Origin of the sequence: Herbiconiux sp. A18JL235 (genome assembly GCF_040939305.1) — a bacterium.
GTDB lineage: Bacteria > Actinomycetota > Actinomycetes > Actinomycetales > Microbacteriaceae > Herbiconiux.
Genome location: NZ_CP162511.1, coordinates 462,168 through 480,181 on the forward strand (window position 1 = coordinate 462,168; position 18,014 = coordinate 480,181).

The 18,014-nt window shown below is 71.6% G+C and carries 19 protein-coding genes; 9 read left to right on the forward strand and 10 right to left on the reverse strand.

Translation table 11 applies throughout. The features are described 5' to 3' along the window. Positions 1 to 21: 21 nt before the first annotated feature. Positions 22 to 1,533: a sodium:solute symporter gene (locus tag ABFY20_RS02110; protein WP_368498302.1), complete on the reverse strand. Its 1,512-nt coding sequence runs from the start codon at positions 1,531 to 1,533 to the stop codon at positions 22 to 24. Positions 1,534 to 1,668: 135 nt separating this feature from the next. Beyond that, complete coding sequence (locus ABFY20_RS02115) at positions 1,669 to 2,469, reverse strand: nitrilase-related carbon-nitrogen hydrolase (RefSeq protein WP_368498303.1); 801 nt, start codon at positions 2,467 to 2,469, stop codon at positions 1,669 to 1,671. Between the two features lie 122 nt (positions 2,470 to 2,591). Between ABFY20_RS02115 and ABFY20_RS02120 the strand changes: the two genes are divergently transcribed. Next, the gene (locus tag ABFY20_RS02120) at positions 2,592 to 3,560 is read left to right on the forward strand and encodes a LacI family DNA-binding transcriptional regulator (protein WP_368498304.1); all 969 of its coding nucleotides are present in this window, start codon (positions 2,592 to 2,594) and stop codon (positions 3,558 to 3,560) included. 37 nt (positions 3,561 to 3,597) lie between these two features. Here ABFY20_RS02120 and ABFY20_RS02125 read toward each other — a convergent pair whose 3' ends face one another. The 5 genes from ABFY20_RS02125 to ABFY20_RS02145 all read right to left on the reverse strand — a co-directional run bounded on the left by ABFY20_RS02125 (position 3,598) and on the right by ABFY20_RS02145 (position 8,355). Beyond that, positions 3,598 to 4,641 carry a LacI family DNA-binding transcriptional regulator gene (locus ABFY20_RS02125; RefSeq protein WP_368498305.1) on the reverse strand — a complete coding sequence of 348 codons (1,044 nt, stop codon included), beginning with the start codon at positions 4,639 to 4,641 and terminating at the stop codon, positions 3,598 to 3,600. A gap of 58 nt (positions 4,642 to 4,699) precedes the next feature. Further along, on the reverse strand, positions 4,700 to 5,596 hold the full coding sequence (locus ABFY20_RS02130) for a hypothetical protein (RefSeq protein ID WP_368498306.1): 897 nt from the start codon (positions 5,594 to 5,596) through the stop codon (positions 4,700 to 4,702). Continuing rightward, positions 5,589 to 6,308 (reverse strand): bifunctional 4-hydroxy-2-oxoglutarate aldolase/2-dehydro-3-deoxy-phosphogluconate aldolase, encoded by a 720-nt coding sequence (locus ABFY20_RS02135; protein WP_368498307.1) that lies wholly within the window; start codon positions 6,306 to 6,308, stop codon positions 5,589 to 5,591. Before ABFY20_RS02135 ends, ABFY20_RS02130 begins: the two co-directional genes overlap by 8 nt. Beyond that, complete coding sequence (locus ABFY20_RS02140) at positions 6,305 to 7,396, reverse strand: sugar kinase (RefSeq protein ID WP_368498308.1); 1,092 nt, start codon at positions 7,394 to 7,396, stop codon at positions 6,305 to 6,307. Before ABFY20_RS02140 ends, ABFY20_RS02135 begins: the two co-directional genes overlap by 4 nt. A gap of 173 nt (positions 7,397 to 7,569) precedes the next feature. Continuing rightward, the gene (locus ABFY20_RS02145; protein ID WP_368498309.1) at positions 7,570 to 8,355 is read right to left on the reverse strand and encodes an IclR family transcriptional regulator; all 786 of its coding nucleotides are present in this window, start codon (positions 8,353 to 8,355) and stop codon (positions 7,570 to 7,572) included. A gap of 127 nt (positions 8,356 to 8,482) precedes the next feature. Here ABFY20_RS02145 and ABFY20_RS02150 point away from each other — a divergent pair, with 127 nt between their 5' ends. Then, complete coding sequence (locus ABFY20_RS02150; protein ID WP_368498310.1) at positions 8,483 to 9,757, forward strand: DUF4038 domain-containing protein; 1,275 nt, start codon at positions 8,483 to 8,485, stop codon at positions 9,755 to 9,757. Continuing rightward, positions 9,754 to 10,812 carry a lactonase family protein gene (locus tag ABFY20_RS02155; RefSeq protein WP_368498311.1) on the forward strand — a complete coding sequence of 353 codons (1,059 nt, stop codon included), beginning with the start codon at positions 9,754 to 9,756 and terminating at the stop codon, positions 10,810 to 10,812. The genes ABFY20_RS02150 and ABFY20_RS02155 overlap by 4 nt, the downstream gene beginning before the upstream one ends. Before the next feature lie 47 nt (positions 10,813 to 10,859). Here ABFY20_RS02155 and ABFY20_RS02160 read toward each other — a convergent pair whose 3' ends face one another. Next, positions 10,860 to 11,135 (reverse strand): thioredoxin domain-containing protein, encoded by a 276-nt coding sequence (locus ABFY20_RS02160; protein WP_368498312.1) that lies wholly within the window; start codon positions 11,133 to 11,135, stop codon positions 10,860 to 10,862. Between the two features lie 152 nt (positions 11,136 to 11,287). On the opposite strand from ABFY20_RS02160, the gene ABFY20_RS02165 reads away from it, so the two are divergent. Further along, entirely contained in the window at positions 11,288 to 12,574 is a 1,287-nt protein-coding gene (locus ABFY20_RS02165) for an adenylosuccinate synthase (protein ID WP_368498313.1), read from the forward strand. A 206-nt stretch (positions 12,575 to 12,780) separates the two neighbouring features. Here ABFY20_RS02165 and ABFY20_RS02170 read toward each other — a convergent pair whose 3' ends face one another. Then, positions 12,781 to 14,085: an FUSC family protein gene (locus ABFY20_RS02170; RefSeq protein WP_368498314.1), complete on the reverse strand. Its 1,305-nt coding sequence runs from the start codon at positions 14,083 to 14,085 to the stop codon at positions 12,781 to 12,783. Positions 14,086 to 14,124: 39 nt separating this feature from the next. On the opposite strand from ABFY20_RS02170, the gene ABFY20_RS02175 reads away from it, so the two are divergent. Next, positions 14,125 to 14,637 carry a MarR family winged helix-turn-helix transcriptional regulator gene (locus tag ABFY20_RS02175; RefSeq protein ID WP_368498315.1) on the forward strand — a complete coding sequence of 171 codons (513 nt, stop codon included), beginning with the start codon at positions 14,125 to 14,127 and terminating at the stop codon, positions 14,635 to 14,637. On the opposite strand, the gene ABFY20_RS02180 is transcribed toward ABFY20_RS02175, so the two are convergent. Further along, positions 14,622 to 15,230 (reverse strand): maleylpyruvate isomerase family mycothiol-dependent enzyme, encoded by a 609-nt coding sequence (locus ABFY20_RS02180; protein ID WP_368498316.1) that lies wholly within the window; start codon positions 15,228 to 15,230, stop codon positions 14,622 to 14,624. The two genes, ABFY20_RS02175 and ABFY20_RS02180, sit on opposite strands and share 16 nt — an antisense overlap. Positions 15,231 to 15,407: 177 nt before the next feature. Between ABFY20_RS02180 and ABFY20_RS02185 the strand changes: the two genes are divergently transcribed. The 4 genes from ABFY20_RS02185 to ABFY20_RS02200 all read left to right on the forward strand — a co-directional run bounded on the left by ABFY20_RS02185 (position 15,408) and on the right by ABFY20_RS02200 (position 17,983). After that, positions 15,408 to 16,058: a GNAT family N-acetyltransferase gene (locus ABFY20_RS02185; protein ID WP_368498317.1), complete on the forward strand. Its 651-nt coding sequence runs from the start codon at positions 15,408 to 15,410 to the stop codon at positions 16,056 to 16,058. Positions 16,059 to 16,070: 12 nt separating this feature from the next. Then, positions 16,071 to 16,490, forward strand: coding sequence for an organic hydroperoxide resistance protein (locus ABFY20_RS02190; protein WP_368498318.1), 420 nt, complete (start codon positions 16,071 to 16,073; stop codon positions 16,488 to 16,490). 154 nt (positions 16,491 to 16,644) lie between these two features. Further along, entirely contained in the window at positions 16,645 to 17,613 is a 969-nt protein-coding gene (locus tag ABFY20_RS02195) for a DMT family transporter (protein ID WP_368498319.1), read from the forward strand. Between the two features lie 10 nt (positions 17,614 to 17,623). Beyond that, positions 17,624 to 17,983 carry a chorismate mutase gene (locus ABFY20_RS02200; protein WP_368498320.1) on the forward strand — a complete coding sequence of 120 codons (360 nt, stop codon included), beginning with the start codon at positions 17,624 to 17,626 and terminating at the stop codon, positions 17,981 to 17,983. Positions 17,984 to 18,014: the final 31 nt, after the last annotated feature.

The following is an 18,014-nucleotide window of genomic DNA, read 5'->3' on the forward strand; positions in this document are numbered from 1 at the left end:
ACGCCGCGGCCGGCGCGGCGGTCAGTGTGCCGTGGTCGTGACGAGTTCGTCCTCGTCGTCGTGGGCGGCCGCGCTCTCGCGCCAGAGCCGCTCCGTCCACGCGTCGCGGTCGGCGTCAGGCTTCGCGGCGTAGGCACAGATCACGTACACCGCGGTGTTCACCACGAGGGCGGCGACGCCCGAGGTGAGGCCGCCGAGCCACGGGATCGACACGGGATAGAAATACTGCAGAACAGCCGCGGTGACGAATCCCGTGATCATGCTGAGCACTGCGCCGGTGGCGGTGCCCCGTCGCCAGAAGACCCCGAGCAGCAGGGTCGGAGCGAGCTGCACGATGCCCTGGTACGAGATGAGGGCGAGCGAGAGAAGGCCCGCGCTGACGTTGACGGTGAACAGCGCACCGATCGCCGACACCAGGGTGACCGCCGCGACGGCGATCCTGCCGGCCCGTGCACTCTGGATGCGCGTTCTGGTGAGCGGGCCCACGATGTCGTTCGCGGTCTGTGTACCGACCGCCTGCAGGTTCGCGCCGACGTTCCCCATCGTCGCGGCGACGACGCAGATGCTCGCGACGGTGAGGAGCGCGACCCCTCCCACCTGGGCGACGGTGAACCAGACCCGGTCGGGTGCCGCCGCCACCTCGGGCATGCTGCCGGCGAGGAAGGCCACGAGGAGCACCGCCGTGCCGAACACCAGCAGGATCGGGGCGGCCTGCCAGGCGGTGCGCTGAACGGTGCGCGCGCTCTTCGCGGTGAACAGGCGCATGAAGATGTCGGGCCAGCACCAGGTGCCGAGTGCGCCGGTCACCGTGATCGACAGGGCGTAGAGCGGGCCGAGCTCACTGTCGGGGCCGGGGAGGGTGAAGAAGGATGCGGGGACCTCGGCGAAGCCGTGGCCGTTGGTGAGCAGCCAGACGATGAGGCCGATGGCGACGAGGGTGCCCCCGAAGTAGGCGACGATGCCCTGCACCATGTCGCTGATGATGATGCCGCGCATACCGAAGCGCACCGTCCAGATCTGGCGCACGCCGATCACGACGACACTGATGATCACCGCGAGCAGGGGGCCGACCGCACCGAAGGAGAGCACGTCGAAGACGAGGGCGAGCGATTGCATGCCGAGGATGATCCAGGGGATCGTCGCGATGATGCCGATGACGGCGGAGACCGCCTGCACCGGCTTCGACCGGTAGCGGAGCCCGAGCAGGTCGGATTGGGTGCGGAGGTCGTGCTTGCGTCCCCAGGTGTGCACGTGCCGGGCCAAGGCGTGCATCAAGAACATTCCGAGGAGGGCGTACGCCACCAGGTAGAAGCCGATCAACCCCGACGCGGCGGCGAGCCCGGCGAAGGAGATGAAGACGGTGCCGGGAAGGAAGGTGTTGAGGTAGGCCATGGTCCCGTAGAACGGCCCGAACGAGCGGCCGGCCGTGGCGTACTCGCTGAAGTCGGCGTCGCGCTTGCGGGTCAACTCCATGACGAGCGTCACGGCGACCAGGAACAAGCCGATCCCCGCGTATCCGATGAACATATCCATGATCTTTTCCGATCTGTGTGGGTGGAAGGGAGTGGTGCGTCGGTGCAGGCGCTCTTCTGAGGCGTGGGGTGCGACCCGGGTCGGGTCTGGTGTGCGGAACGGTGAGCGCGCACGCGGTGGCGGCCGCGCATCCTGTCAGGTGGATCGAGATGCGGCGCGCAGGGTGGCCTGCTCGACGATCGCGAGGTAGTCGACCGCGGCTCGAGCCCCCTCCAGCACGTCGCGCTCGACGTCGCCGACGACGAGCTGGTCGTGCGGCCCGGCGGTGACGACCTTCCGGCCGTAGGGGTCGGCCAGCACGCTCGACCCCGAGAAGGCGGGCTCGGCATGGTTCGCGTAGGCGATGAAGAGCTGACTCTCGAACGCCCGGGTCGGGACGACCATGAGCGAGACCTGGCGCGTGTCGAGCGGGTTGGGCCCGCTCGACGTGGGCTGCCGCAAGGGAACGGCGGTGGGTACGAGCAGCAACTCCGCCCCTCGCACGGCGACGTCGCGCACGAACTCGGGGAACTCGACGTCGAAGCAGATGCCGAGAGCGACCTCCCAGCCGTCGATCTCGACGATCTCCGGCCGCTCGTCACCCGGAAGGAACATCGTGCGCTCGTCGATGCCGAAGAGGTTCCGTTTGCGATAGCGGGTGACCTCGCGACCGCGCGGGTCGAACAGGGATGCCGTGATGCGCGCTTCGTCGTCGATCCGTTCGACCGTCGACCCCACGACCCAGAGCCCTTCCCGCCGCGCGGCCTCAGCCAGCTCGGCGCGATCGGCCCGTCCGTCGGTCGAGGCCACGTCGCGCGGTGCATAGGAGCTCAGGAAGAGCTCAGGAGTGACGAGCACCGACGCGCCCAGCGCCCTCGCCTCACCGGCGGCGCGACCGAGGGCGCGGGAATTCTCGTTGCGGGAGCGACTTGTTGCTTGGAAGAGCGCGACGCGCATGGAATCCGGCCTTTCCTGATTGCCGTAACGTTACGGCATGCAAGAGAGTATGCGGCCACTTCCTCGATGGCGTCAAGCGCTCGTTCTCGAATAGGCTTCGACGAGCGCGATTGGAGGAGGCCGTGGCAGCGCCCACCATCCCTGAGATAGCGAAAGAACTCGGTCTCAGCAACACCACTGTCGCCGACGCACTGCGGGGTACCGGGCGCGTCGCGGCGTCGACCCGGGAGCGTGTCAAGCGCTACGCGGAATCGGCGGGCTATCGCGCCAACAGATCGGCTCGGCAGCTGCGCACGGGTTCGGCGGAAGCGGTGGGCCTCTACATCGGCTCCGACGTGCGGAACATGCCGTTCTACATGCCCTTCACCTTCGGCGTGATGGAGGAGCTTGCCAATCGCGGCCTCGACACGACGCTCATCTCCCACGCGCCGGCGAACTCCTCGGCCGTGCAGGTCGGCGGCCTGCTCGTGATCGACGCTCTGCCCGACGATCCGGTGCTCGAGAGCCTGCTCCGCTCAGGTGTTCCCCTGGTCTCCGCGGGCCGGCTGGCGAGCGCCGAGAACCCTGCGATCTCGTCGATCTCGATCGACTACCCCGCCACGATCAGGGCTGCGCTCGATCGACTCGATGCCAGAGGCGGACACCGGCCGGCGCTCCTGGCGCCCGAGCCCCGCGATCCCCTGGCCTGGTCGGAGCAGATCGTCGCGACCTACGACGAGGTGTGTTCCGAGCGCGGCATCCGGCCTCTCGTGATCAGGCTCCCGTCCTACGCGACCAATGAACGGCTGCGCGAGGCGCTCGACACGGTCGAGGCAGACGGGACGTTCGACAGTCTGTTCTTCTCCTGGCAGGACATCGCCGATCGGTCGCACGCGCTCCTCCTCGACCGGCGGGGTGAGGCACCCCGCTGGGCGACGGCGACCCTCATCGACTCGAGGGTGAACACCCACTACCCCTACGACGTCCTTGTCGATCTCGACGCGCGGCGGTTCGGCGTCTCGGCGGCGGAGTTGCTCGCCACCGTGATGGAGCAGCCGGGCGAGGCGGGTTCGCACCTCACGCATCCGGCACAGGTGACATCGGGCGGCTGAGGCGTCGGCACCGGATGCGGCACGGCCTCGCGCGGGCTCAGGCCGCCGCCGGCGCTCCGGCTGAGCGGGGGCGCACGCCCGTCGACTCGCCAGGGATCAGGGTGCAGGGGATGGTGTGCACCCCGCCCTCGTACTCCCCGCCCTCGATGGCGTCGGCGAGGTAGCGGGCCGCGACGGCGCCGAGCTCGGTGAGGTGCGGATCGATGGTAGTGAGAAGGCCGTCGTGCTGGCCGGAGAGGCCGCTGAGGTTGTCCATGCCCACGATGGCGACGTCTTCGGGTACCCGCGTTCCCGCATCCCGCAGCACCTCCTGCACGGCGGAGGCGATGGTGTCGTTTCCGCAGAAGACCGCGTCGAAGCTCTCGCCGCCGGCGAGGAGGCGTCGGGCCGCCTCGATGCCCCACGACCGGCTCCAGTCGCCGTGCAGGGGCTGGCCCGACACCAGCGACAGGCCGGCGTCGGCGAGCCCCGCCCGCAGGCCCTCGGCGCGGGCGAGCGCCGAGAGGTCGCTCGGCGACGCCGTGATGTGTGCGAGGCGGGTGCGGCCTAACCCGATGAGGTGCTCGGCGGCGAGCCTGCCCGCCAGGAACCCGTCGTGCATGAACGAGGCGTCGTGCGGGTCGTCGGAGACGCCGTACGCGTAGACGACGGGCACCGAGAACCCCTCAGAGACGGAGTGCATGTCGGTTCCGGTGCCGTCGCCGATCATGAGCAGCCCGTCGACCTTGCGGGCCTTCAGCTTGCGCACGGTCGACGAGAGCACGGTGCGGTCGAGGTGCGAGTCGTACACGAGCACCGAGAGGTCGCGCTCGCCGAACGCCGTGGTGGCACCGGTGAGCACGGGCATCGTGAACGCACCCGGCGCGTTCTCGGCGAGGATGCCGATGGTCGCGCTCCGCCCCTGCGCGAGGAACTGCCCGAGCGCGTTGGGCTGGAAGTCGAGTCGCTCGGCCGCCTCCAGGATGCGCTTGCGCGTCGCCTCAGAGGCCTTGCCCTGGCCGCGCAGCACCTTCGACGCCGTCGACAGCGACACGCCCGCCACCGCCGCGACGTCGCGCAGGGAAACCGCTTTTCTCTCCATCGTTGACCGATTCTAAGCCCATCGGCGGACCTCGCTCTACGCGTGTCGCGGGGTCGCGTCAGACGGCGGGCATCCGTCGAACGGTCAGGCTCAGCGTCGACGACAGGGTCTCGCCGGGCGCCACGGTGAGCGCCCCGAGCCGATCGCCGCCGAAGTCGAAGGGCTGAGACGCCGGTTCGATGCCGACCGCGTCGACCGACCCCCACCACGGGAACCCGGCCGACCCGCGCCGCTCCTGCCACAGCTGCAGGCGGGGGAAGACTGCGGCGTCCCAGTCGAGCGTGAGCCGCCGCGCGATGGCGGGCGCCTCGACGGTGCAGGTGCCGACGGGGGAGTCGAGGTCGGCGAAGGCCGTGGCGGGAGGCTCGACGAAGGCGCGCGGGGCCTCCTCGCCGAGGGCGAGTGTCGCACCGTCGAAGAGCGCGCCGTCGAAAGCCGGATGCTCGACCCAGCCGAAGTCCACAGCCACCGGCCCGAACGAGGTCACCTCCTGAGTGACGCTCAGCGTGTCGCCGTCGAGGCGGAAGCGGCGGGTGAGCCGCAGGGGGACGGTGCGCAGGTCGACGGTGGCGTCGCATCCGTCTTCCACCGCTTCGAGCCGCCAGTGCCGCCAGGCGGCTTCGCCGTGGAACGGCTGCTCCACGCCGTCGATCACGACGGGGTCGCCCGAACGGGGGAGCAGCACGTGCCAGCCGCCGGGGTAACGGCGGTGCCACTCGTGGCTGCTGACGGGCATGGTCCACGCGCCGTCGGTGTCGCCCGACCAAGGGGTGACGAGGAGGAGTTCGCGGCCCGCGCCGGGGTCGGGCGTCGGGCTGGGCGTCGCCGGGTCGGTGCCGGCGAGGCGCAGCGACGAGAGCCGGGCACCCTCCGCCTCCACGACCGCGGTGAGGTCGGGGGAGGAGAACTCGATGCGGGTGGGACGCGCCGGCGCAGCGGTGCCCTGGTCAGGCACCGGAACCGCTGCCCGCGCTCGCGTCGCCCGTCGCGCTGACGGCCGTGCCACCCGCAGTCCCGTCGCCCGTCCCGCCGATGGCCGTGCCGCCCGCAGTCGCGTCGCCCGTCGCGCCGACGGCACCCAGAAGAGCCCGGATGCTCTCGACCGGTTCACGGAACAGCGCACCCCCGATGCCCACGGCCACCGCCCCGGCGTCGAGCCAGTCGGCAGCCGTCGCCGGCGCGATGCCGCCCGTGGGCATGATCGCGACGCCGGGGAGCACGTCTTTCACCGCGCGCAGGTGTGCGATGCCGCCGGTGGTGGCGGGGAAGAGCTTCGCGACGCCCGTGCCTGCGCCGGGAAGGGCCGCCACCCCCGCGATCTCGGCGGGGGTGAAGCCGCCCTGGACGAACGGGGTGTCTCCGGCCGCCCGAAGCACCGCCGCGTCGACCCGGTAGGGCGAGACGAGGAAGGATGCGCCGGCCTCGAGCGCCTGCTCCACCTGCCCCGTCGTCGTGACGGTGCCTGCGCCCACGAGGGTGCCCGCCGGTGCCGAGGAGACCGCGGCGGCGAGCACCTTCTCCCAACCGGCGCCGGTCGTGGTGATCTCGAGCGCCCGCACCCCACCCCCCACCGCGTGATCGAGCTGGGCGGCGAGTGCCGCCTCGTCGGCGGCCCGCAGCACGGCGACCACGCGCGCTGCGCGCAGTGCCTCGATGAATGCGCTCATCGCGCGACCTCCTCTGTCTCGGTGATGGTCTCGACGGTCGCGTCGCCACCGGCCGGGTGGCCGTCGACGACGTCGCGGGTGGTCGGGCCGTCAACGGTCGCGTCGCCCAGGGCGTCTGCGGGGCCGCCCAGCTCGGGCGCGCGGGTCGTGCCGCTCTCGAGCTCGCGGAGCACCGCGTCGAAGGCGACGCGTGCGGGGAACCCCTCATGGTCTCCGGGATGCGCGACCACCTGCGCGGCCACCCACGCCGACAACGGCAGCGCGATGGCGGGCCCGACGCCCTCGAGCTGCAGGGCGATCCAGGCGGCGTTGAACGAGTCACCGGCACCCACCGGGAAGGTGGGGAGCGGCACGGGCCAGACGCCCGTGCCGAGCGTCAGCCCGTCGACGAGCGCGATCGCGCCCCGTCGCCCCAGCTTCACCACGACGACCCGCGGGCCCCGAGCGGCGAGCGCCCGCAGGGCGAGCCCGGGGTCGTTCTCCCCGGTGAGCAGCTCGGCCTCGACCTCGTTGCAGAACAGGGTGTCGACCGCGTCGATGACCTCGTCGACGATGGCGCGCATCCCGTCGGCGTCGACGAGCTGCGGCCGGTGGTTCACGTCGAACGACACCGCGATGCCCCGGGTGCGGGCGAGCGCGACGAGCTCGCCGACCAGGGCGCGGGGGCCGTCGCCGAGGGCTGGGGTGATGCCGGTGAGGTGGAGGAGGGAGGCGCCGTCGAGCATCCGCGTCTGGCGGGCCGGGTCGACCGTGGCGGGCGACAGGCGGGAGGCAGCCGAACCCGAGCGGTAGTGCTCGCTCCGCACGGTGTGCTCGTCGAGACGGCTCGTGACGATGAGGCCCGTCTTCTCTGCGGGGGCGCTCAGCACGTGCTGGGCGTCGATGCCCTCGCGGTGCAGTGCGTCGCGCACCTGAGCTCCGAACGCGTCGTCGGCGACACGCGACGACCACGACACGGGCACGCCGAGCCGGGCCAGGCCGACGGCGGTGTTGAGCTCGGCGCCGGCGAGACCGACCTCGACCGGGGAGTCGAGCCGGCCCACGTCGAGCGTGGCGAGCGCCTCGCCGACCGTCGCGACACGGGTCACGAGGTGGACGTCCGTACGAGTATGAGGATAGCGTTCATATACAGGGACGATACGAAAGGCGCAGGAGAGTGTCAAGGGAGTCGCGGATGCGCGCGCGCGAGCGCTCGGGCGAGGGCGCGTGGGCGTACGCACCGCCGTCGGCCCCCGCGGCGCCGCCGTGCTCGCGGGCGGTCTCAGGCCCCGAAGCGGCTGAGCAGCGAGTCCGCCTCGCGCGCCCCTTCGGAAAGCGCCGTCACGATCTCGTCGCGGTGCGCGTCGGTGAGCCGCGCATCCGGGAGCGAGCAGCTGATCGCGTTCAGCGACGAGCCCCTGCCGATCGCCACCGCGAAGCACGAGATTCCCGCGCTGTTCTCGCCGCGATCGTGAGCGATGCCGGCCTCGCGCACCGAGGCGAGCTCGTCGTCGAGCCGCGCTCTGTCGGTGATGGTGGCGGGAGTGAGCGCCCGGAGCGGCCCCGGGCCGAGCGCGGCGTCGACCGCCTGGGGCTCGAGCTGCGCCAGCAGCGCCTTGCCGAGGGCGGTGGCATGGGCGGGAAGCCGGCGCCCCACCGCCGAGTACAGGCGCAGCGGATGCACCGACTCGCGCTTGGCGAGGTACACCACGTCGGCCCCGTCGAGCCGCCCGAGGTGAACGGTCTCGCCCGTGCGTTCGGCGACGGCATCGAGGGTTCCGCGGGTGAGTGTGACCACGTCGTCGGTCTCGATGTACGAGGTTCCCGCGAGCAGCGAGCGGATGCCGAGCCCGTACCGGGTGCCGTCGGCGCTCACCTGCAGCCAGCCGCGGTCGGCCATGGTGTGCACGATGCTGTGCACGCTCGACTTGGGGCTGCCGAGCTCGCGGGCGATCGAGGTGATGGTGCGGCGCTGGTCGTCGGAGGCGAGCAGCTCGAGGATCTCGAGCGTGCGCAACGACGACTTCACCCCCGAACGCTCGGGGGTTCCGGTGCTCTCGTCGACCACTCTCGGCTCCCGTTCCTCGCACGCCAGACGCGCAGACCAGACCACCCTAACGCTCTCCGAAACCCCTGAACCCCCGAACGACTCCCGTGAACGACACACCCGAACGACTCCCCCGAAAGGACGACGAATGACCCGCTGGAGCATCGCCCCCGACCACCGAAGCCTCCTCGCCGACGGCGAGCATCGCTTCCTCCTCGCCGACACCACCTGGGCGGCGTTCACCTCGCCCACCGACGCGGAATGGCTCGACCATCTCGAGCTCCGTCGTCGGCAGGGCTTCAATGCTCTACTCATCAGCGTGCTGCCCATCGCCCACGACCGCTCCGACGCCGCCCGCAGCCCGTTCGCCATCACCGACGGTGCCGTCGACTTCGGAGGGGGTGACGCCGACTTCTGGAGCCACGCCGAGTGGGTGCTCGAACAAGCGCGCGAGCACGGTCTCACGCCGATCCTGGTGCTGCTCTGGAACAACTTCGTGCCCGGCACCTGGGGTGCCGGCCTCACCCCCGACCATGTGCTCACCGAGCAGCAGACCGTCGACTACGTGCGACGCGCCGTGCGCACCTTCGGTCGCTTCGACCCGGTGTTCGCGATCTCGGGCGACGACGACCTGAACGACGCCGAGGCGATCGAGCGCTACTCGCTGGCGGCGCGCGTCGTGCGCGAGGAGGCCCCGGATGCGCTCATCACCTGGCACGACACGCCCACCGCGCGCATGCCGAAAGAGGTGGCCGACGGCCCGCTCATCGACCTGCACGGCCTGCAGTCGGGTCACAACGAAGCCTGGGACACGCTGCCTGCCGACCTCACCCGCTACTACCGCGCCCTCGACGTCGAGCGCCCCGTCGTGAACCTCGAGCCGTGCTACGAGGGCCTCGGCCGCTTCGCCGGTGCCTCCCGCCACCGCCGGGCCGACGTGCGCCGTGCCAGCTGGACGGGCGTGGTGGCCGGTGCGAGCGCCGGGCTCGGGTACGGCGCGCACGGCGTCTGGTCGTGGCACCGGCGCGAAGCGTCGTTCACGGCGGAGGCCGTGCACGGCACCCCGTTCCCGTTCTCGGTCGCGGCGGGCTTCGAGGGGGCCTTCGACGCCGCCTTCGTGCGTCGGGTCGTCGAAGCCGAGAACCTGTTCGGGCTGGTCGAAGACCCCTCGCTGCTCGAGCCCGAGCCGTCGGGCGCCGTGGCGGGTCGCGTCGGCGACACCGTCGTGGTCTACGCCCCCGAACCCTTCGCCCTCACCCTCCGGCTCGACCGCCCGGTCGCGTCGATCGCCGTCTACGATCTCGAACGGAGGCAGACGGATGCGGTGCGCACCACCGCGGTCGACGCCGGCCTCCGGGTGGAGCAGCCCGAATTCCTCGGCGACGCGCTCTACGTGCTGCGACTGGAGGATGCCCCTCGATGACCGACGACCACGAGAGCGCCTTCTGGGTGGGCGGATACACGAGCGATGCGGGCGGGCACGCTGAGGGCATCGCCCGGGTGGTGTCTTCGGAGGTGACCGGTCTGCGGCTGGCCGGGCCCGTGCATCCGTGGAGCTCGCCGAGCTTCCTGGCGCGGCACCCCGTGCTGCCCCTCGTGTACTCGGCCGACGAGGTGGCCGGCACGGTCACCGCGCACCGGATCGAGTCGCCCGACCCCGTGGCGCTCACGGCGGTGGCGTCGCAGCCGGCGGGGCCGCTGGTGTGCCACGTGGCGGTGTCGCCCGACGCCGCGTATCTCGCCGCGGCGTGCTGGGGCGACGGGGCTGTGCTCGTCTACCCGCTCGGCGACGACGGGCTGCCGGGGGTGCCGCTGGCGGTCGCACCCGTCGTCGACCCGCACGCCGGCGCGCGACGCGAGACACCGCCGCCGTTCGGCCTCGAGCCGGGCAGCCGCGCGCACTTCGTGCACTGGGTGTCGGCGACGCGCTTCGTGGTGACCGACCTCGGGTTCGACCTGCTGCGGGAGATCGAGTTGGTCGACGGCGCGCCCGTGGTGCTCGGCTCGACCGCCCTGCCGTTCGGCAGCGGCCCCCGCCACCTCGTCGCCGACGGCCCCCGCCTCATCGTGGTGACCGAGTACTCGTGCGAGGCGGTCGTGCTGGAGCCCTCCGACGGCGGGTACCGGATCGCGCAGCGTCTCGCCCTCCGCGAGGGCGGCCCTCGCCCCGGCGACACCGCCGCCCATCTGTGCGCCTCGGCCGACGGGCGCCTGCTCTACGCGGGCGTGCGCGGGAGCGACGTCATCGCGGTGCTCCGCCGCTCCTCGCCCGACGGCGAGCTGGTGAGGGCGGGCGAGTTCGCGAGCGGCGGGGCGATCCCGCGACACCACGTCGTCGGCGGCGCCCTGCTCCACATCGCCCACCAGGGCTCGAACGAGGTCACCACGCACGCCCTCGACCTCGTCACCGGCCTCTCCGCGGGAATCACCCACCGGCTGGCCCTCGGCACCCCGTCGATGCTCCTCCCCGCCGCCTGACGGACTCCGGCCGCTCATCATCGTCGCCGCGCGGCGGGCGGCGCGGGTCAGGGGAGGGCGGCAGCCACGGCGGAGAGGAGCTGGGGGGTCGTGGGCACGCCGGAGGCGCGCATCAGCTCGGCCCCGTCGGCGCCGGTGATGACGACGGTGGGCGTGGTGACGATGCCGCTCGCCTCGCTCTCGTCGGGGGCGTCGGCGACGTTCACCTCGTTCCAGTCGAGGCGGTCGCCGACGAGCTCCGCGACGCGCTCCACGGTCGCGCGCGTGCTGCTGCACGCCCCGCAGAAGCTCGACGAGTAGAGCGTGAGATGGAGCTCGGGCATGTTCTCCACAACCAGCGGATGCGCATCCTGATTCCCCAGGCGTGGCCCACATCCGGGGCGCCGAGACCACCGCACGATAGAATCGACTGTCAACCGGCACCCTCGCCGGACACTGACATCGGAACCTCGATCCGCTTCCGGAGGGAATCCACATGCCAGCGATCGTCCTGATCGGCGCCCAGTGGGGCGACGAGGGCAAGGGTAAGGCCACCGACCTGCTCGGCAGCCGTGTCGACTACGTCGTCAAGTTCAACGGCGGCAACAACGCCGGCCACACGGTGGTGGTGGGCGACAAGAAGTACGCCCTGCACCTGCTGCCCTCCGGCATCCTCACCCCGGGCGTCACCCCGGTCATCGCCAACGGTGTCGTCGTCGACGTCGAGGTGCTGTTCCACGAGCTCGAGGCGCTCGGGTCCCGCGGGGTCGACGTGTCGCGTCTGCTGGTCTCGGCGAACGCGCACGTCATCACCGCCTACCACCGCACCCTCGACAAGGTCACCGAACGCTTCCTGGGCAAGCGGCAGATCGGCACCACCGGGCGCGGGATCGGGCCGGCCTACGCCGACAAGATCAACCGGGTCGGCATCCGCATCCAAGACCTCTTCGACGAGGGCATCCTGCGGCAGAAGGTCGAGGCGGCCCTCGATCTCAAGAACCACGTGCTGGTGAAGGTCTACAACCGGCGGGCCGTGCTCGCCGACCAGGTCATCGACGACCTGCTGTCGTACACCGAGCGCCTCCGCCCCATGGTGGCCGACACCTCGCTGGTGCTCGACCGCGCTCTCCGCGACGGCAAGACCGTGCTGTTCGAGGGCGGCCAGGCCACCATGCTCGACGTCGATCACGGCACCTACCCGTTCGTCACCTCCTCGAACGCCACCTCGGGCGGTGCCGCCACCGGTTCGGGTGTCGCGCCCAACCGCATCGACCGGGTCATCGCCGTCGTGAAGGCGTACACCACGCGCGTCGGCGCGGGCCCGTTCCCCACCGAGCTGTTCGACGAGTCGGGCGAGTTCCTGCGCTCGAAGGGCTTCGAGTTCGGCACCACCACAGGTCGACCGCGCCGCACCGGCTGGTACGACGCGCCGATCGCCCGCTACACCGCACGCATCAACGGCGTCACCGACTTCGTGCTCACGAAGCTCGACGTGCTCACGGGTCTCGAGCGCATCCCCGTCTGTGTCGCCTACGACGTCGACGGCGTGCGAGTCGACGAGGTGCCCGTGTCGCAGAGCGACTTCCACCACGCGCAGCCCATCTACGAGGAGTTCGAGGGCTGGTCGGAAGACATCACCGGTGTGCGGCGCTTCGAAGACCTCCCCGCCGCCGCGCAGCGCTACGTGCTGGCGATCGAGGAGATGAGCGGATCGCGCATCTCCGCCATCGGCGTCGGCCCCGACCGCGACGCCATCGTCACCCGTCACGACCTGCTCGAGTAGGGCACCGGCCGCGCGCTTCCGCCCGGCCCCACACCCTGCCGGGCGGTTCTCCCGCGAAAAGTCCGTGAAGACCTCGTTCTTCACGGACTTTTCCCGTGAGAATCGCGTGAGACTCCGTCGGCGAGTCCTTTTTCTTGCGGACAAAGTCCGTCGGGATGTGCGTTCGGACGGACTTCATCCGCAAGAAGCGTGGGGTCACATCCCGCCTAGGCGCTCGGCCGCTCCGCCGCCGCGCGCCGCGCGCGCAGCGTGGCCAGCGCGACGCTCACCGCGACGCCGACCGCCGCACCGAGGAGTGTCTCGAGGGTGCGGTCGCGCAGCAGCGCCCACTCGTCTCCGGGGTGCGCGAGCTGCGCCATGATGAGCGCGAGCGGCGTCACGAACACCATCGTGAGTCCGTAGTTGCGCATCACGAACAGCTCGGCCGCCACCTGCAGCAGCACCACGAACGCGATGAGCACCACGGGCGACGAGCTCACCGCGAGCAGCACCGCCGCGAGACCAACCCCGAGCAAGGTGCCTCCGACGCGGTGCCCGGCGCGCACGAGGTGCCCCGCCACATCGGCGGCTCCCAGCGCTGCGACCGCCGACACCATCGCCCAGTACGGATGCCCCAGCCCCGTCGCCGTGGGAATCGCCCCCGCCACGAGCACCGCCACAGCGATCGCCGCCACCCTGCCGAGCTCGTGCGGTCGCGCGATGGCCGCCGCGAACAACCCGCCGAACCGCGTCGCCACCCGCTCCCGCGCCGCCGCAGCGCGCGCTCGCGACCTCGCCGCCTCGTGTGCCCGGGACTCGGTCGCCGCTCGCGCCCGCTCCCGCGCCGCCGCCGCGTGTGCCCGGGACTCGCTGGCCGCTCGCGCCCGCTCCTGCGCCGCCGCGGCGCGCACCCGCGACCCCGCCGCGGCGTGCGCTCGCGAGCCCGCGGCCGTGTGCGACCGCGACTCCCTCGCCGCTCGCGCCCGCTCCCGCGCTGCCGGGCGCACGAGACCGGCAGTCGACACCGCCATCGCCACCAGCGCGCTCGCCGCCGCGAGGGCCAGCGCCACCGGGATGCGCGAGGCTTCGGCCGGAACCGACGCGCACGCGGCAAGCGCGAACACGAAGAACAGTGCGCCGGGCGGGTGCCAGTCGAGCGCGTCAGAGACGATCGTCGCCACCCCGGCCACCACTGCCGCAACCGGCACCACGATCCACTCCCGCGCGACGGAGGCCCCGATCGCCGTGCCGATCACCACGCAGGTGACGAGGGCCGCCCCGGCCGCGGCCTGCATCTGGAGTCGTGCGAGGTGCGTGTGCGCGCGCCCGTACAGTGCGGTGAACGCGCCGAACACCGCGTACAGCGCGAGATCGATGTGGCCCGTGAGCTGCAGCCCAACGAGCGGAACCGCCATCGCGACGCCGGCCCGCACCGCGACCCGATGGGCGCCCCCGTGCGGCCCGAACTCGACCAGACGGCGCGGATGCGGCAGTGCGGAACGCACAGAGGTGCGGGTCGTCGAGGTGGTCATCCGAGATAGTTTACTCGTGAACTAGTGTACGGTTGCCGCATGAGTCACGGCAGCCCCCGCCAGCCCGACGACGTGGATCGCATCCGTGCCGACTGGGCGGCGCTGCATCCCGAGTTCGAGACCGAGGTGATCGAGCTCACCGGGCGCATCCTCCGCAGCGCGGCGGTCGTCACCCGGGCCGGCGACGACTTCCTCGCCCGCTACGACCTCACCCGCGGCGAGTTCGACGTGCTCTCCGCGCTCCGGCGCGCCGGCGGGCCGCGGTCGCCCGGAGAGCTGCGCACCGTCTCGCTCGCCAGCGGGCCCGCCATCACCAAACGGCTGAAGGCGCTCGAGCAGCGAGGCCTTGTCGTGCGGTCGCCGAACCCGGTCGACGGTCGGGGGGCGTTCATCCGGCTCACCGACGAGGGATGCGAACTCATCGACGGGGTGTTCCCCGAGCTGCTGGCGCGCGAGCGTGAGCTGTTCGGCGCGCTGCCCGACACCGAACGTGCGTCGGCGGTCGAGGCGCTGCGTGCCGTGGTGCGCGCGCTCGGTCAGACCACCGAGTAGCCGGCGGGGAGCTCGCCTCGGCCCGTGAGAGCGAGCAGCAGCACCTCGGCGTCGCCCTTCGCCGCCGCGACACCGGCAGCGAGCTCGAGCGTCGCCCTCACGCTCTCGGAGGGCTGCCCGTGGGGGAGGCCCGTGGCGCGGGAGATGTCGATCGAGTGCACCACGAGCTCGAACACGCGTGTGCGCAGGTACTCGCCGAGCTCGATGCCGAGGCCGCCGATCGACACGATGCGCTCGGGTGGGGCGGTGTCGACGAGCGCCATCGCGCGCACGAGGGCGTCGCCGACGGCCTGGGCCGGGTCGTCGCCCAGCCAGATCCCCGCCTCCACGCCGCGGGCGGCAACCGCCTCGGGATCGGTGAGGTCGCGGTAGACCCGCGCATAGTAGCCCTCGGCGTTCGACACGGTGGGGAAGCCGGGGTCGTCGAGCTGGAGGTAGCTCTCCACCGTGAGGATGGCGCGGGTGGTGTGGCCGACGAGGGAGCGCAGCGTCCAGTCGCCGAGGGCCGGGCGCTCCCACTGGTCGTCGCCGATGGCCGCCACCAGCTCGTGGAACGCTGAGGCGGAGTGGAAGAACATGGCTGCGCTGCCCATGGCACCATCGTGGCACAGCTCCGCGGCGGCGCCAGCCGCAGGGTGGGGCCAGCCGCGGGGCGGCGGCGCGGGGTGGGGCCAGCCGCGGGGCGGGGCCAGCCGCGCCGCGGGGCGGGGCGCGAGTCGGGCGGGGGCGCGCCGGCGCAGCCGCGCCCTCGCAAGTGCGAGACTCGAAGCATGGTCGCCATCTCACCCGAGCCGAGCATCCTCACCGGTCGCTACATCCGCCTCGAGCCCCTCACCCGCGAACTGCTCCCCGAGCTCCATGCCGCCATCGGCCGGCCCGAGGTGTTCGCGGGCGGGTACGGGGGAGGGCCCGCCGGCTACCGCGCCGACGTCGACGACTTCGTCGCCTGGGCCGAGGGCTACTACCAGTGGTCAGGCGGCAACGCCTACGCCATCCGTCTCGTCGGTGGACCCGACGACGGCGTGCTGGTCGGCACCTCCACTCTCGGCGACCTGAACGAGCGACTCGAGTACGCCCACCTCGGCTGGACCGCCTACGACCCCCGCGTCTGGGGCACCGTCGTGAACCCCGAGGCGAAGCTGCTGCTGCTCGGGCTCGCCTTCGACCACGGTTTCGGGCGGGTGAAGATCCAGGCCGACGTGCTGAACGCCCGCTCCCGCGCTGCCATCGCACGGCTCGGCGCCACCTTCGAGGGCATCAGCCGCCGCGACGTGCCGCGGGCAGACGGCAGCTGGCGCGACTCGGCCGTGTTCTCGATCATCGTCGACGAGTGGCCCGCCATCCGCGAGTCGCTTGCTGAACGTGTGGCGAATCAAGGCGGGGGAGTGCCTGTGAGCTTGGCCGACGGCGGCCGGAAGTGATCAACTAGAACCATGGAAGCCATCTACACCGCAATCGCCCACGCCTCCGGTGGAGGCCGTGACGGACACGTCCGCAGCGAAGACGACCGCCTCGACTTCGACACCCGCCCCCCGAAAGAGATGGGCGGCTCGGGCGAGGGCACGAACCCCGAGCAACTGTTCGCGGCGGGCTACTCCGCCTGCTTCCTCGGCGCTCTGCACGCGGCGGGTCGCGAGCTGAAGCTCGACACCACCGACGCCGGCGTCTCGGCGAGCGTCTCCATCGGCAGCAACGGCGAGGGCGGTTTCGGTCTCGCCGTCGAGCTCGACGTCTACGTGCCGAACGTCAGCCCCGACGAGGCTCGTCAGCTCGCGGAGAAGGCGCACACCATCTGCCCCTACTCCAACGCCACGCGCGGCAACATCGACGTCACGCTCTCGGTCGTCGAATAGCGGGTCGGCGTCTCGGCGACACGTCATCCCGGCGGCTCGTCGACGCGTCGTCTCACCGTCGAGAAACGGACACGCGAGCGCCTCGGAGTGCCACTCCGGGGCGCTCGCTCGTTTCACGAGCATCGGTGTCGGATGCTCGCGATAACCTCACAGAGTGCCCAAGAACCGTCTCGCCGTCGCCCTCCAATTCTCGGCGCTCGGCCTCATCTGGGGTGCGAGCTTCCTCTTCATGAAAGTAGCGCTCGACGGCCTCTCCTTCGGGCAGGTCGCATGGACGCGACTCGTTCTCGGCACCCTCACCCTCGCTGTGCTGCTGCTCGTCACCCGCACCCGCCTGCCGCGAACCCCCGCGGTCTACCTGCACTTCGTCGTCATCGGGGCATTCGGATGCGCGGTGCCCTTCCTCCTGTTCGCCTGGGCCGAGCAGTATGTCACCTCCGGGCTCGCGAGCATCTACAACGCCGTCACCCCCATCGCCACAGCGCTCATGGTGACGCTGGTCTTCCGGGTCGAGAAGCTCGGCCGCTCGCGGGTTCTCGGGGTGGTTGCCGGCATCGTCGGGGTGGTCGTCATCATCGGTCCGTGGTCGTTCGCGGTGAACCAGGCGGCCCACGGCGATCTCGCGTTCGAGCTCGCCGGCCAGTTGGCGTGCCTCGGTTCGGCGGTCTGCTACGGGTTCACCTTCGGCTACATCCGCCGGTTCATCACGGCGCGGCATCCGGTCTCGGGCCTCACAGCAGCCTTCCTGCAGGTGGGCATGGGGGCGGTCATCCTGCTCGTGCTCACCCCGTTCGTCGCCCTCGGGCCGATCGTGCTCGACCTGCCGATCGTGCTCAGCCTGGTGCTGCTCGGTGTGCTCGGCACCGGTGTGGCCTATTACTGGTACATGAACGTGCTGGGGGCGTGGGGGCCGACGGCCACGTCGACCGTCACGTACCTCACGCCGGTGGTGGGGGTGTTCCTCGGCATCGTGCTGCTCGGGGAGAGCCTCAGCTGGAACGCACCGCTCGGGGCCCTTCTGGTGTTCCTCGGCATCCTGCTCGCGCAGGGCAGGCTGCGGCTGCCGGGCCGCCGCTCCGCGCGCACGGCTTCCGCGCAGGAGTCGCCGCGCGAAGCTGGCTAGAGTTCTACCTATGAACGACGAGCGTAAAACGCCCGCGGGGGGCTTCGACACCAGTGCGGATGTCTACGAGCGGCTGGAGAGCATCCGCCAGTCGATCGACAACATCGACGCCGCCCTCATCCACATGCTGGCCGAGCGCTTCAAGTTCACGCAGACCGTGGGGCGCCTCAAGGCCGAGTACGGGCTGCCGCCCGCCGATCTCGACCGTGAGGCTCGCCAGATCAAGCGTCTGCGCGGCCTCGCCGAAGAGTCGCACCTCGACCCGGCCTTCGCCGAGAAGTTCCTCGGGTTCATCGTCGCCGAAGTCATCCACCACCACGAACGCATCGCCGCCGACGCCGACACGCCCCCCGCCACCCCCGCCGCGTAGCGCACCCCCGCTCCCGAGCGGGCGCTGCGCG

Coding starts and splice junctions, on each gene's coding strand:
- ABFY20_RS02110 (WP_368498302.1), bottom strand. CDS start 1,533: ATGGATATGTTCATCGGATACGCGGGGATCGGCTTGTTCCTGGTCGCC.
- ABFY20_RS02115 (WP_368498303.1), bottom strand. CDS start 2,469: ATGCGCGTCGCGCTCTTCCAAGCAACAAGTCGCTCCCGCAACGAGAAT.
- ABFY20_RS02125 (WP_368498305.1), bottom strand. CDS start 4,641: ATGGAGAGAAAAGCGGTTTCCCTGCGCGACGTCGCGGCGGTGGCGGGC.
- ABFY20_RS02135 (WP_368498307.1), bottom strand. CDS start 6,308: ATGAGCGCATTCATCGAGGCACTGCGCGCAGCGCGCGTGGTCGCCGTG.
- ABFY20_RS02150 (WP_368498310.1), top strand. CDS start 8,483: ATGACCCGCTGGAGCATCGCCCCCGACCACCGAAGCCTCCTCGCCGAC.
- ABFY20_RS02155 (WP_368498311.1), top strand. CDS start 9,754: ATGACCGACGACCACGAGAGCGCCTTCTGGGTGGGCGGATACACGAGC.
- ABFY20_RS02160 (WP_368498312.1), bottom strand. CDS start 11,135: ATGCCCGAGCTCCATCTCACGCTCTACTCGTCGAGCTTCTGCGGGGCG.
- ABFY20_RS02165 (WP_368498313.1), top strand. CDS start 11,288: ATGCCAGCGATCGTCCTGATCGGCGCCCAGTGGGGCGACGAGGGCAAG.
- ABFY20_RS02170 (WP_368498314.1), bottom strand. CDS start 14,085: ATGACCACCTCGACGACCCGCACCTCTGTGCGTTCCGCACTGCCGCAT.
- ABFY20_RS02175 (WP_368498315.1), top strand. CDS start 14,125: ATGAGTCACGGCAGCCCCCGCCAGCCCGACGACGTGGATCGCATCCGT.
- ABFY20_RS02180 (WP_368498316.1), bottom strand. CDS start 15,230: ATGGGCAGCGCAGCCATGTTCTTCCACTCCGCCTCAGCGTTCCACGAG.
- ABFY20_RS02185 (WP_368498317.1), top strand. CDS start 15,408: ATGGTCGCCATCTCACCCGAGCCGAGCATCCTCACCGGTCGCTACATC.
- ABFY20_RS02190 (WP_368498318.1), top strand. CDS start 16,071: ATGGAAGCCATCTACACCGCAATCGCCCACGCCTCCGGTGGAGGCCGT.
- ABFY20_RS02200 (WP_368498320.1), top strand. CDS start 17,624: ATGAACGACGAGCGTAAAACGCCCGCGGGGGGCTTCGACACCAGTGCG.